The 13,759-nt window shown below is 42.8% G+C and carries 13 protein-coding genes and 1 pseudogene; 11 read left to right on the plus strand and 3 right to left on the minus strand.

Annotated features, from left to right (window positions below; genetic code table 11):
* The 3 genes and pseudogenes from L4D12_RS24575 to L4D12_RS24585 all read left to right on the plus strand — a co-directional run.
* A pseudogene (locus L4D12_RS24575) lies at positions 1-195 on the plus strand (IS3 family transposase); the annotation flags it as partial.
* Positions 196-209: 14 nt separating this feature from the next.
* Positions 210-1,241 (plus strand): Mu transposase C-terminal domain-containing protein, encoded by a 1,032-nt coding sequence (locus L4D12_RS24580; protein ID WP_428450460.1) that lies wholly within the window; start codon positions 210-212, stop codon positions 1,239-1,241.
* Positions 1,241-2,224, plus strand: coding sequence for a TniB family NTP-binding protein (locus L4D12_RS24585; RefSeq protein ID WP_428450461.1), 984 nt, complete (start codon positions 1,241-1,243; stop codon positions 2,222-2,224). Before L4D12_RS24580 ends, L4D12_RS24585 begins: the two co-directional genes overlap by 1 nt.
* Positions 2,225-2,226: 2 nt before the next feature.
* On the opposite strand, the gene L4D12_RS24590 is transcribed toward L4D12_RS24585, so the two are convergent.
* Positions 2,227-2,529 carry a helix-turn-helix domain-containing protein gene (locus L4D12_RS24590; protein ID WP_428450462.1) on the minus strand — a complete coding sequence of 101 codons (303 nt, stop codon included), beginning with the start codon at positions 2,527-2,529 and terminating at the stop codon, positions 2,227-2,229.
* A gap of 101 nt (positions 2,530-2,630) precedes the next feature.
* On the opposite strand from L4D12_RS24590, the gene L4D12_RS24595 reads away from it, so the two are divergent.
* The 3 genes from L4D12_RS24595 to hsdR all read left to right on the plus strand — a co-directional run bounded on the left by L4D12_RS24595 (position 2,631) and on the right by hsdR (position 7,144).
* Complete coding sequence (locus L4D12_RS24595) at positions 2,631-3,173, plus strand: hypothetical protein (protein ID WP_428450463.1); 543 nt, start codon at positions 2,631-2,633, stop codon at positions 3,171-3,173.
* Positions 3,167-4,540 (plus strand): DEAD/DEAH box helicase, encoded by a 1,374-nt coding sequence (locus L4D12_RS24600; protein ID WP_428450464.1) that lies wholly within the window; start codon positions 3,167-3,169, stop codon positions 4,538-4,540. The genes L4D12_RS24595 and L4D12_RS24600 overlap by 7 nt, the downstream gene beginning before the upstream one ends.
* 147 nt (positions 4,541-4,687) lie before the next feature.
* Positions 4,688-7,144: an EcoAI/FtnUII family type I restriction enzme subunit R gene (gene hsdR, locus L4D12_RS24605; protein ID WP_428450465.1), complete on the plus strand. Its 2,457-nt coding sequence runs from the start codon at positions 4,688-4,690 to the stop codon at positions 7,142-7,144.
* A 59-nt stretch (positions 7,145-7,203) separates the two neighbouring features.
* Here the strand turns inward: hsdR and L4D12_RS24610 are convergent, their stop codons facing one another.
* Positions 7,204-7,557, minus strand: coding sequence for an elongation factor Ts (locus tag L4D12_RS24610; RefSeq protein WP_428450466.1), 354 nt, complete (start codon positions 7,555-7,557; stop codon positions 7,204-7,206).
* Between the two features lie 77 nt (positions 7,558-7,634).
* Between L4D12_RS24610 and L4D12_RS24615 the strand changes: the two genes are divergently transcribed.
* A complete protein-coding gene (locus tag L4D12_RS24615; protein WP_428450467.1) occupies positions 7,635-7,784 on the plus strand; it encodes a hypothetical protein in 150 nt (49 codons plus the stop codon).
* A 128-nt stretch (positions 7,785-7,912) separates the two neighbouring features.
* Here the strand turns inward: L4D12_RS24615 and L4D12_RS24620 are convergent, their stop codons facing one another.
* The gene (locus L4D12_RS24620; protein WP_428450468.1) at positions 7,913-8,311 is read right to left on the minus strand and encodes a hypothetical protein; all 399 of its coding nucleotides are present in this window, start codon (positions 8,309-8,311) and stop codon (positions 7,913-7,915) included.
* Between the two features lie 155 nt (positions 8,312-8,466).
* On the opposite strand from L4D12_RS24620, the gene L4D12_RS24625 reads away from it, so the two are divergent.
* The 4 genes from L4D12_RS24625 to L4D12_RS24640 form a co-directional block, all read left to right on the plus strand.
* Positions 8,467-9,963 (plus strand): N-6 DNA methylase, encoded by a 1,497-nt coding sequence (locus tag L4D12_RS24625; RefSeq protein ID WP_428450469.1) that lies wholly within the window; start codon positions 8,467-8,469, stop codon positions 9,961-9,963.
* A complete protein-coding gene (locus L4D12_RS24630) occupies positions 9,963-11,726 on the plus strand; it encodes a restriction endonuclease subunit S (RefSeq protein WP_428450470.1) in 1,764 nt (587 codons plus the stop codon). Before L4D12_RS24625 ends, L4D12_RS24630 begins: the two co-directional genes overlap by 1 nt.
* 197 nt (positions 11,727-11,923) lie before the next feature.
* Positions 11,924-13,528: an ATP-dependent nuclease gene (locus tag L4D12_RS24635; RefSeq protein WP_428450471.1), complete on the plus strand. Its 1,605-nt coding sequence runs from the start codon at positions 11,924-11,926 to the stop codon at positions 13,526-13,528.
* A gap of 59 nt (positions 13,529-13,587) precedes the next feature.
* Positions 13,588-13,759 (plus strand): transposase (locus tag L4D12_RS24640; RefSeq protein WP_428450472.1); only part of this gene is annotated, 172 nt, incomplete at its 3' end.

The raw sequence follows: 13,759 nt of genomic DNA on the forward strand, positions 1-13,759 counted from the left end.
GAACATAAGCATAGCCGCCTAAATTACATTACGCCGTCAGAACGACACAGTGGAAAAGATACAGAAATACTGAGCCGTCGAGAGAAGGTGTTATCAGCACATCGAAGCAAGAAACCAGAACGTTGGTCAAAGAATATTAGGAACTGCCAGCCTATCGGGGCAGTACACTTAAATCCCGAAAGAGAAGCAGCTTAATAATCGACCAACTAGTGACAACTACCTTGAAAAACACCGGTAATGGGAAAATCGAAAACCTCGTTGTTGATAATGGCGCAGAGTTTTGGTCTCAAAGTCTAGAAGATTCTTGCTTAGAAGCAGGTATTAATATTGTATTTAATAAGGTTAGAAAACCGTGGTTGAAGCCGTTTGTAGAGCGAAAGTTTGGAGAGCTTATTCAGGGCATCGTTGGTTGGGTTCCTGGCAAGACATTTTCTAATGTCCTTGAAAAGGAAGACTATAAGCCAGAAAAAGATGCGGTTATGCGCTTTAGTGTATTTGTTGAAGAATTGCACCGCTGGATTGTCGATGTGCACAATGCTAGCGCAGATAGTCGCAAGACTCGGATCCCCAACCTGTATTGGAAGAAAAGTTATGAGGTTTTGCCTCCATTACAGCTTTTACCTGAGAATGAACTGAGTTTTACCATTGTGATGGGAAGTATCCATCATCGAAAACTAACAAGTAAGGGAATTAAGTTTAAGCACATAGATTATGATTCAACTGCGTTAATGCAATACCGAAAGGAATACCCTCAAACAAAAGCATCCGCTATTAAGAAAATTAAAGTAGATCCTGATGACATATCGACAATTTATATCTATTTGGAGGAGTTACAAGGGTACATTGAAGTTCCAAGCAAGGATTCGAAAGGCTATACCCACAAATTAAGTTTATGTGAGCACGAAAAGTTAGTTAAAGCCCATAGAGACTATATAGATGGTGAGATCAACGTACTGTCATTAGCTAAAGCACGTTTAGCGTTGCATGAACGAATTCAATCAGAGCATGAGAATCTGAGGAATATGTCTTTTCCAGAGCGAAAGCGCAAGGCTAAAGCTACCAAGAAAATTGCGGAAATATCAGGTGTAAATAGTGATACGCCCCAAGCAAAATTGGCTGATAAGCTTCCGAATAGTACCTCTACGAGTCATAGTTCTGGTTCACCGACTGAGAAAGAGGTTAATCCGATTGAGGACTTTCGCTCTAAATGGAATCGGCGAAGAAAAGAGAGGAAAGGCTAATGTCTGATTTAAATCCCGAACCGTCCATTGAGACCACGCTAGCGATCTACCATGAGTCATTTACCATCTACCCTGAGGTAGATAAAGTATTTTCAGGCCTCGATTGGTTAGTTAAGCGTCGTCGATTTGGATCGTTCGTGCCTTCAATGTTGTTAACCGGTGGAACGGGGTCGGGTAAGTCGGCGTTAATCAAACATTATATGTCTGAATACCTATCAGAAGATGAAGTATTGCTCACTCGTGTTCGACCTACTTTGCAGGAAACGTTACTTTGGATGGTGAATGAACTCGACGTCTACAAAAATCACCGAGCCAAGGGGTCTGTTCTTGGATTAATAGATTATGTAATTAGATGCGTTAAGCAAACAGAGCTGAAGTTATTGGTGATTGAAGAGTGTCAGGAGCTTTTTGAATGTACCAGGCATAAAGAACGACAAGATATTCGAGATAGACTGAAAATGATCAGTGATGAATGTCGATTACCGATTGTTTTTGTGGGTATTCCTAGTGCGAAGTTGATACTCGAAGACTCCCAGTGGGATAGGAGGATCATGGTAAAGCGGGAATTACCATACATCAAAATCACGGATGAAGCGTCAATTGATAGATACTTAGACCTACTAGAGGCAATGGAAGGTGCAGTACCGCTGCCCTTTGACTTTGATTTTGCGGATGTTGAAATGGCAATGAGGCTACTAGCAGCCAGCCATGGCATGCTTGGAATGCTAAAAGAGCTGATAGCTGTAGGGCTTGAATCCGCTTTGGCTGCTAGGAAGTCTGCCATCCAGCTTGAAGATTTTATTTTAGGTTATGAAATGATCTTTGGTTTAGATGAGATAAACCCATTTTCTACTGACATCAATGAACTAGTGATCAAGCAAATTGAGTCCTATGAGGAATATGTACCGGATGCAGAGACTGGTGAGCTCAAGTTTGTTGGCCAGATATTCAATGCATTAACAATCAAACAGCTAGTAGGCTAAGCCTAACCGCCCAAAGACGCCAGCAACGCAGCCTTCTCTTCATCACTCATCTTTTCGATCAAACACGCCAATTCAGCACTTAGCTCGCTATCACAGAAAAAATAGTTTAGCGGTACATTAAGCTCATCGGCCATACGGCGTAGTGTACCGATATCGGGAACATGTCTGCCTTTCTCATAGTGATTCATTCGCCCACTCGCCGAGCTTTGTTCCATACCAATTTTCACCCCGAGATCTTTTTGGGTGATTTTGGCTTTTTTACGCGCAGCTTTGAGCCTCGCTGGGATTGGGTTGGGCTTTTGCACTTAGACATTTCTTATCAACCTATAGATAACTTAGATTGTCTAAGTTTTACTGATTTTTGTATACTTAGCAATCCTAAGTTTTAAATCTTGAAAGTGTCTCAATGAAACAAATTAAAGCCATAAATCCATATATGTATAAGTTATTGATAGAAAAAGAGATGGATGACTTTTCTGTATTAGAGGCGCGTGACGAACTGGTTGCTTCAGATAGCAGCCTGACAAACTTGGATGAGGCTCGTCGACTTGTTTACAGGCATATCATGTCTTTTGAACGTAGAGGGTGGCTGATGCCTAGTGGTAATGGTCGGGCTAAAAAATACGCTCAAAGCGAGGTTTTCAAGCAGTTAGTGTTGCAGTTAAAACCTCAGCAAACGCTATTGCTTCAGGATCGTGCGTTGGCGCCATACCCTTGCTCCTTGATGGCATTGGCCAAAGAGAAGAAACAGCACGAAGGTGAACTTGCAATAACACTGGGTGAAGTAGAAGAGTACCAATCATTGATAGCCCGGTTCCCTGAAAACCATGATGCCCTGTTGCCGCTGTTTACCGAAGCGAAAGAGCGCTCAGCCAAGTTACTAGGAAAAATGAATGCGCTTTCTAACGCTATACAAACGTTGAGATCTCCGGCGACAGCATCATGTTAAGGCCTTGGCAATCTGAATGTGTTAATGCAGCCCTTGCCCTGTACCGCTCAGGGCAAACTCATTATTTCTGTCAGGCGACACCGGGAGCCGGAAAAACGGTAATGGCTGCTGAGTTGGCCAAGCATCTTATTGAACAAGATGAGATTGATTTGGTGCTTTGCTTCTCTCCATCGTTGACCATTGCTCAAGGAATACAGAGTACCTTTTCTTGGATGCTAGGCTGCGCTTTTAATGGCGGTTTAGGCTCTCTTGGCGCTTCCTATACGTATCAGACGATTCGTTTTCTTGATGACAATTTCTGGAACACAGTAAAAAAACACCGCTTATTTGTTGTGTTTGATGAAATTCATCATTGCTCTGCTGATGATGAAGGTCGCTCTAATGTGTGGGGAGAGCAAGTCATCAGCAAACTACAAAGTATCGCTAAATATACGTTAGCTTTGTCAGGCACGCCTTGGCGGTCAGACTCTGTGCCCATTGCGATGGCAACATATACCGATCCAGAAGGACAGGTGCGGTGTGACTTTAGCTATGGCCTCAAACAAGCCATTGATGACAAAGTATGTCGTTTACCCAAAATTGTTCTTATCGATAATGAACACCTTTCGGTCTCTGAGGGGGAAGAGATGAAATCTTTTTCATCCATTTTAGAGTTGATAAAACAATCTCATGTGTCCTATCAAAGTGTTATTCACAACGACAATGCGATGAATTATTTATTGGGATTAAGTTGCGATAAATTGGAACAGATCCGAATGGAGTCACCCAAAGCCGGTGGGTTGGTTGTTGCGGCATCCGTTCAGCATGCCAAAACTATCCAGTCGTTGCTGATCAACCAGTTTGGGCAATCTGCTTGTATTGTTACGTATCGCCATGAAGCCCCGCTGGAAGAGATAGAATCATTTAGACAGTCGGATACGCAATGGATAGTGAGTGTGGGGATGATCAGCGAAGGGACCGATATTCCACGGCTTCAAGTCTGTTGCCACATGAGTGCGGTTAAAACCGAGCTGTATTTCAGGCAAGTGCTCGGCAGAATACTGAGGGTTAACGATTCGCCCAATCAAGAAGCGTGGCTATTCACCTTTGCAGAGGAAAGCCTCGTTGGTTTTGCTGAGCGGATAGAACAAGATATTCCAGAAACCTGCATGTTCATCAACCGAAAAAAAGATGAAGTATATGATTCATTCCAACCTAATACCGCTCCATCAGGGGCACATATTGAAGCCTTAAAGCCTGCAAAGATGGGTATCGCATGGGATGACATCGGGACCAGCCGCATTGAATCGCTGTCTGGCTACTCTGTAGCAGTTGACGAGCTTCGTTTAGGCCGTTTTAGGCAAAGGGTGATAGCGGCTTTTAGTTAGAATGAGGAGTGGGAAGAGAGTCAATATCCAAGCGTGAAATGTGATGACTAGCACATAATAACCCCATGATAGTAAAGGTAATGTGCTCGGTTTAATATGAACACTGTTATATACTTGGCGGCTAAACGGTTTCTTTGGGTCAGTTGTATGGTCACGAATATCAATAAAGCAAAACTATCAGAAACAGACATCATCACAAAATATATCCTGCCTGCTATTAAAGATGCGGGTTGGGATGATATGACCCAAATTCGCCAAGAGGTGAAATTACGTGATGGTAAAGTGATTGTTCGTGGTCAGGCGGCGGCTAGAAAGAAGGTCAAATCTGCTGATATCGTACTTTATCATAAGCCGAGTATGCCGCTGGCGGTGGTTGAAGCGAAAGCGAACAAACATGAAATTGGCAAAGGCATGCAGCAAGGAATCGATTACGCCTCTTTGTTAGAGGTGCCTTTTGTTTTCGCATCCAATGGTGATGGTTTTATCTTTAGAGATTTGACTAACCCAACTCAACTTGAAACAGAAATTCGCTTAGAAGATTTCCCTACACCACAACAGCTGTGGGATAAATACTGTATTTGGAAGGGATACAAAACTGAGCATTTACCCGTGATCACGCAAGATTATCACGATGATGGCAGTGGTAAGTCTCCTCGCTACTATCAGTTACAGGCTATCAACAAAACAGTCGAAGCCGTTGCAGCAGGGCAAGACCGGGTACTACTCGTCATGGCAACCGGAACGGGGAAAACCTACACCGCTTTTCAAATCATTTGGCGGTTATGGAAAGCAAAAGCGAAAAAACGCATTCTGTTTCTTGCTGATAGAAACATTCTTGTTGATCAAACCAAAACCAACGATTTTCAGCCTTTTGGTACCGCAATGACCAAAGTGACTGGGCGTAAAGTTGATCCGGCTTTTGAAGTACATCTTGCTTTGTATCAGGCATTAACTGGACCAGAAGAAGAACAAAAAGCCTATAAGCAAGTTGACTCGAATTTCTTTGATCTCATTATCATAGACGAATGCCACCGTGGCAGCGCATCGGAAGACAGCGCATGGCGTGAAATTCTTGAGTATTTTAGCTCGGCAACCCAAGTCGGTTTGACCGCGACTCCGAAAGAAACGGATGTTGTGTCTAATACCGAATACTTTGGTGATCCGGTTTATACCTACTCACTAAAAGAAGGCATAGAAGATGGCTTCTTAGCCCCGTACAAAGTTGTGCGTGTCGATATTGATGTTGATGTTCAAGGTTGGCGACCAACCAAAGGGCAAACTGATAAACACGGCGAAGTGATTGAAGACAGAATCTATAACCAGAAAGATTTTGATCGCACCATGGTAATTGATGAGCGCACAGAGTTGGTCGCTCAAACCATTACCAACTACTTAAAACGTACTGACCCAATGGCTAAAACCATCGTCTTCTGTAATGACATTGATCATGCAGAGCGTATGCGTCGGGCACTGGTTAATCTAAATCCAGATCAGGTGAAGAAGAACGATAAGTACGTAATGAAAATTACCGGTGATGATGAGATAGGCAAAGCTCAGCTGGATAACTTCATCAACCCGAAGAAAAAATACCCCGTTATCGCGACAACATCCGAGCTAATGAGCACGGGTGTAGATGCCAAAACCTGTAAGCTTGTGGTGCTTGATCAAGGTATTCAGTCAATGACCAAGTTTAAGCAAATCATTGGTCGTGGTACGCGTATTGATGACCGCTATGGCAAACTGTGGTTCACGATTTTAGATTTCAAAAAAGCCACCGAGCTGTTCGCCGATGAGCGTTTTGATGGTACGCCCGAGCGAGTTAAAACGACAACGCCGGAAGATTTTGAAACGGATGAGGGATTAGATGACATCATTGATGGTATGGATGATATTGATATCAACAACCCATTTGGTGATGAAGAGATAGATCCTAATTCAATCCAAGAACCTGAAGCGCCTTATGATTCGACACCACCAACAGGTGATGGTTCTGGCAGCAGTTCAGACAACAGTGATGATTGGCAAGATGAAAACAAAGTACGCAAGTTTCACGTCAATGGTGTTGCGGTAAAAGCATTGGCTGAACGTGTTCAATATTATGATTCCGATGGCAAATTGGTGACGGAGTCGTTTAAGGACTATACCCGTAAAACCATGGTGAAACAGTTTGCGTCTTTAAATGAATTCACCAAGCGGTGGAATGAGTCAGAGCGCAAGCAAGCCATTATTGATGAACTCGCACAAGCGGGTATTTTGTGGGAAGCGTTGGAAGATGAAGTGGGTAAAGAGATGGACCCGTTCGATATGATTTGCCACGTAGTGTACGACCAACCCGCCCTGACCCGTAAAGAACGTGCAGAGAATGTCAAAAAACGTAATTACTTCACCAAATACGGTAAAACCGCCCAGCAAGTACTGCACAACCTATTAGACAAATATGCCGATGAAGGGGTTTCAGAAGTGGAGAATATCACTGTTCTGAAAGTTGCCCCATTCAATGAACTTGGCAGTATGGCAGAAATCATCAAAAAAGGCTTTGGTGGTAAACCGCAATACTTAGAAGCAGTGAATGAATTAGAAGCGGCAATTTATCAATTAGCCTAATTGTGCCTTTGATGACAAGACGGCTTGGTCGCCGTCTTGTCACGTGTAGCTATTTATCATCACTCGTCCAGAGCACATGATATTGCCTTCAATTCATTTATTATCTCATCATGCAAGCACGTGTGTGCAACATACTGTGGAATGATTTTTCCCAGGTTAAGCGATTGATAATCTGGGTGTTCAGACAAGGTATTTAAGTATCGATCGAGTAATTCTTCTGGTGTCGAGGGGCGTTGTAGCTGTTTCTTGATATTAGCGGCGAGCTTCCTGATTACCTCTGTATCTGTTTCAAGCGATCCCCCGTACTCATCCCCATACAACTCTTCATAAACAATTTCCGCAAAGACCTTATGACTCCACCCTAACGCATTCAACGCTTGTTGAATTTGGTGTTGTTTCTTAGCTGTCCCCATTTGTCCCCACCCCCTTAGTTATTATTACCTCGTCTTAGCGAAGACGCATTATTTACGAAATCATAAAGGAAAACATCATGACTAAATCAAAAGCTCAAATGACACCAGAAGCCGCTGCTCGCATCCAAGGTAATGTCGCAAAACAAAATGGTGGGCAAGTTCCTAAAGGTGATTTCGCGGGTCGTGCGCAGCGCGCTGCTGCCAAGAACCAAAAGCAATCTAAATAGAGGAAACCATCATGAGCCAACCAAACCCAAACTACCCAAGCAAAACACCTAATCCATCAGGGAAAGGGCGTGGTAACACACCTAAGCGTTAATGATTAAAAGAGAGGTAGCATAGGCTGCCTCTCTTACTATGAGCATTTTCCGGAGTATTGTTTAAACGTATTAAGGAATGCCGAGCTGTCTGATTTATAGTCTGAATATGACACATCATTTTCTGTTTTTTCTAATGCGCATAAACAAGCTTCTCGTTTGCTTTCATACCAGTGTACAGAAACCATATTTTTAGAGGAGTTCACACAAGTGTCGACAATGGCGTATTCAACGTCGAGTGGATACCTTTCTTGATCTAATCCAGTTGCAATCGCGTGACTTCCTAATGCTCCTACCAACAGCGCAGTGCTGGTGGATACTATTTTTCGTTTGCTGAATTTATAACCTTTGAAGTTTTTGTTGCACTCTGAGCAAGAGATATTTTCAGCGAATTCGATGTCATTATCTTTTTGACAATGCGGACATTCTATTTTCATTTCGTAGCCAAGTTTATATATATGAAGATAATTTAATAAGCAATGTTATGACTAAAACACAGTGTATGCCACATATTCATAGACCTAGCTTCAATTTATCGAGTTAAGTTCTGTTATAATTCGGCCTAATTTTTAGTTAGCTAAAGTAGTTAAACATGTCTATCAGCTCAGTAATCAAATCTATTCAAGATATTATGCGTAAAGACGCCGGTGTTGATGGCGACGCCCAGCGCTTGGGGCAAATGTCTTGGTTGTTGTTCCTCAAAGTGTTTGATGCACAGGAAGAAGAATTAGAACTGGAGCTGGACGATTACAAAACACCGATCCCTGAAAAATACCTGTGGCGTAACTGGGCACAGGATGCCGAAGGCATTACCGGTGATGCATTGCTTGAATTTGTAAACGACGATCTGTTTTACAAACTGAAAAACCTCACCGCACCCGTTGATCTCAACCCGCGTGGTTATGTGGTGAAAGAAGCGTTTAGCGATGCGTTCAACTACATGAAAAACGGCACACTGCTGCGCCAAGTGATCAACAAGCTCAATGAAATCGACTTTACAGATTCTTCAGAGCGCCACCTATTTGGTGATATTTACGAGCAAATCCTGAAAGACTTACAAAGTGCAGGCAATGCAGGCGAATTCTACACCCCTCGCTCGGTCACTCGCTTTATCGTTAACCGTTTAGACCCAAAACTGGGTGAAACGATTATGGACCCTGCAACGGGTACAGGTGGCTTCCTTGCTTGTTCGTTTGATCACGTTAAAGACAACTATGTAAAAACGGCGGCTGATCATAAAACGCTACAAAAGCAGATCCACGGCGTTGAAAAGAAACAGCTACCTCACTTGCTGTGTATTACCAATATGATGCTGCACGGCATTGAAGTGCCTGTGCAAATCAAACACGGCAACACGCTCAACAAGCCGCTTTCAAGCTGGGACAGCAACATCAATGTGATTGCGACCAACCCACCGTTTGGTGGCACCGAAGAAGACGGTATTGAAAAGAACTTCCCCGCAGAGATGCAAACCCGTGAAACCGCCGACCTGTTCTTACAATTGATTGTAGAAGTGCTGGATAACGGCGCTGACGGTAAAGATGGCGGTCGTGCAGGGGTAGTATTGCCAGATGGCACCTTGTTTGGTGAAGGCGTAAAAACCAAAATCAAAAAGATGCTGTGTGAGGAGTGTAACCTGCACACCATCGTGCGCCTGCCAAATGGTGTGTTTAACCCCTACACGGGCATCAAAACCAATATTCTGTTCTTCACTAAAGGTAAGCCGACCAAAGATGTGTGGTTCTACGAGCATCCATACCCAGCTGGCGTGAAGAACTACAGCAAAACCAAACCGATGAAGTTCGAAGAGTTCCAACAAGAGATCGATTGGTGGGGCGCAGAGTCAGACGGCTTTGCATCGCGTGTTGAAAATGAGCATGCGTGGAAAGTGTCGATTGACGACATTATTGCGCGTAACTTCAACCTTGATATTAAAAACCCACATCAAGGTGAAGTGGTAACGCTTGACCCAGAAGAACTACTGGCAAGCTATCAACAACAGCAGCAAGAGATCTCTACGCTTCGTAATCAGCTTAAAGATATTTTAGGCGCAGCATTGGCATCAAACACAACAGGCGAGGGTAAGTAATGTCTGTTGAACGCTTAATTACTGACAATATTGATGTATGGACATCGACGGTAAAAACAAAATCAGCCTCTGGTCGTGGTAGCAGCAAAAAGCGTGAGCTGTATGGGATTAAGAAATTGCGTGAGCTGATTTTAGAATTGGCGGTGCGTGGGAAACTGGTGCCTCAAGACTCGACAGATGAGCCTGCTTCTGTGCTGCTTGAACGAATTGCGGAAGAAAAAGCGCAGTTGGTGAAAGAGAAGAAGATTAAGAAATCGAAGCCGCCATCGAAGATTGCCAATGAAGATGAACCTTTTATTTTGCCTCAAGGGTGGGCTTGGTCAAGGTTAGGAAATGCAGGTATTGGTGCAACAGGTAAAACTCCAAGTACTAAACAGACTGAGTTTTTTGAAGGAACGTTGCCTTTTATTGGTCCGGGACAGATTACGCAGAACGGTCAACTATTAGAAGCTGAAAAATTTCTGAGCTCCGAAGGTCTGCTACACAGTACTGAAGCTGTTCAAGGTGATATCTTGATGGTTTGTATTGGTGGCTCGATTGGTAAGGCTGCGATAGCAACTCAGACTATTGGGTTTAACCAACAAATCAATGCGTTAAGACCTTTGATAATGGAATCTGATTACCTTTATGCGGCAGTATCAACAAATTCTTTTTATGAAGGTCTTTTAGATAAAGCCACGGGTTCAGCAACACCAATTATCAATAGAGGTAAATGGGAGGAACTGTTGGTGCCAATAGCCCCTCTTTCCGAACAGCACCGCATCGTCGCCAAAGTCGATGAACTGATGACGCTCTGCGACCAACTAGAGCAACAAAGCGAAGCTAGCATTGAAGCGCATCAGGTATTGGTAACAACGCTGTTAGACACGCTAACCAATTCTGCTGATGCCGATGAGCTGATGCAAAACTGGGCTCGAATCAGTGAGCACTTCGATACCTTGTTCACCACCGAAGCGAGCATCGATCAACTAAAACAAACCATCCTGCAACTGGCGGTCATGGGTAAGCTGGTGCCGCAAGACTCAACTGATGAGCCTGCAGCAAAGCTGCTTGAGCGCATTGCCGAAGAAAAAGCGCAGTTGGTGAAAGAGAAGAAAATCAAAAAACAAAAAGCCCTGCCGCCGATTACTGAGGATGAAAAGCCATTTGAACTGCCGAAGGGGTGGAAGTGGTGTCGGTTTGAAGATGTTGTAGAGATTCAGAGTGGTATCACTAAGGGAAGGAAACTCGCAGGTCGAGAACTAAAGACTATCCCATATTTAAGTGTTGCAAACGTTCAACGTGGTTATTTGAATCTTCAAAACGTCAAAGAAATCGATCTCCCGGTAGATGAGTTGGAAAAATATGCTGTCGAAGCTGGCGACCTGTTAATTACGGAAGGCGGCGATTGGGATAAAGTTGGTCGAACAGCTATTTGGCGTACTGAAGCGCCTTATATGGCTCACCAAAACCATGTATTTAAAGCAAGACCATATCTGAGCGAGCAAAGTGAGATTTGGCTCGAAATGTACCTCAATGGACCTTTTGCTAGAGACTATTTTGCAGGCTCTAGTAAGCAGACAACCAATTTGGCGTCTATCAATAAAACTCAGCTTAGAGGTTGTTTAATAGCGGTTCCGCCTGATAACGAAAAGAAATATATTGTCAGAAAAGTAGGCGAACTGATGGCGTTTTGCGACCAACTCAAAGCGCGTTTAAAAGAGTCCCAGAAAACTCAATTGCATCTGACTGATGCCATTGTTGAACAAGCCGTATTACTATGAGCCTATTCGCCAGTTAAGCTTGATCACGCTTACCCCAGCCACTCTTGCAGCCGAAGGGCTGTAAGAGCGTTAGGGCCTGAGACGCATTAAAAAGCTGTATTGATAATTCCCACCGACTGCTCGGTGATTTGAACTAATCCCGATGTTGGGATATATGAGTTTCTATTGAACTAATTATCATAGGATGATGTTGGAGTATGGAAGAAAATAAATTCTACTTGTCTTTTACTGAAGATAACAGGTGGCCGAAAGAAAACGAAGTTCTGTTGTGGGCAGATGATAGCTCTTGGAATGACTTTGGCTACAAAATTCATTGTGTTTGTAGATTAATTAATCCCCAGGATGATAGACCTTTTGAAATCAGAATGTTAATTGGTTTCTTTGAGCCCGAAAGTGTAGGACTTGATGAAAGGTTTAAGAATATAAACTATAAATCTACTTCTTTAATGGATATGTTACCCCTTATAAATTCTTTAGAGGTGAAAGAAGAGCTTGATAAGCTTGGCTTTTTTACGATGCTTCCAGATATGCAGGCTTATAGGACTGCAGTCTCTTCTTTAGGTTCTGAAGTATTAGAGCAGGTATTAAGCGTCACCAATGATGTTGTCTTGCACAAAGATAAGAGAACAAGTTGGTTTGATCACGCAATAAATACTGAAGTCTTTACTCTGGGATTTATGCGTAACTCTGAGGCTTTCTTTGCCTTTAGCAATGCTGATAGCATCTTAGGTGGTGTTGAAGACGAAAAGTTTGATGGTATATCTCAAAAGCTAACTCTAAAGTATAGCCTTGAAGGCTTTGAAAATACGCATGAAATTAATTTGGATTATGAGCAATCCGGTTATATACCTAAAAGAATAAATATTTTAATCGGTAAAAATGGATTAGGTAAAAGTCAGGCTCTAAAATCTTTCTGCCGTGCTGCTCTTAGATATCCAGACAACTCAATCTCACTAACTGCTGGTGATAAAAACGAACGACCTCTAATTAATCGTTTATTAGCTATAGCGACACCGGGTGAGACTCAAAATACGTTTCCAGGTGAGAGAAGAACGACCCAGAAGCTTTATTATCGACGTTTGTCATTGACACGAAATGGGCGAGCAAAGGCAACAAAGTCAATTAATGAGATGTTGGTTCAATTAGCTCGCAGTGATGACTTGATTGGTACGTCTTCTCGTTGGGAACTGTTTATAGAGGCTATTTCCAAGGTTTTGCCAGTAAATAATATTGCTGTACAAACTCGTAATAAAAAGTATATCCAACTCTATAAGCTTCACCATGGTGGTGGAGAGCAAGCCTCTCTCGAACGCTGGGCAAGTATTGACAAGAGTTCAGATCCTAAAATACTTCTTTCTAAAGAACTGCACTCGATGAGTAGTGGGCAACTAACGTTTTTTAAATTCGCTGTGCTTTGTTGCCTGTATATTGAAAACGGATCTTTTGTATTGCTGGATGAACCTGAAACTCATATGCATCCAAATATGATTTCAGATTTTGTAGAGCTATTGGATTCATTACTTGAAGAAACGGGGTCTCAAGCATTAATTGCGACACATTCTGCTTATTTTGTGCGAGAAGTCAGCCGAGATCAAGTGCATGTTTTTAGTGATGAAAATAACAGAGTCTCAATTGTTTCTCCTAGGTTGAGGACATTTGGGGCTGATGTAGAGTCTATCTCTCAATTTATTTTTAATGAGGATGTCGATAACAGGTTAGTAGATAAGATTTATAGCAGGGTGAAAAATTTACCTTTCGAAAAAGTAAAGGAACAGTTAGAGGCTGAGCTTGTAGTGGCATAGTGAATTTGGTCACTTAGTTAGAGGTGATATCATCACCTCATAAGTTAACAGGTGACATTATGACAAAACGTACAAGACGACTATTTAGTGCAGAATTTAAGTTAGAAGCAGCGCAGCTAGTCCTAGAGCAAAACTACTCAGTAACTGAAGCGGCCCAAGCTATGAATGTGGGCAAATCTACGATGGATAAATGGGTTCGCCAGCTAAGAGAAGAGCGCCAAGGGAAAGCAC

The sequence above is a fragment of the Photobacterium nomapromontoriensis genome (assembly GCF_050336815.1).
GTDB lineage: Bacteria > Pseudomonadota > Gammaproteobacteria > Enterobacterales > Vibrionaceae > Photobacterium > Photobacterium nomapromontoriensis.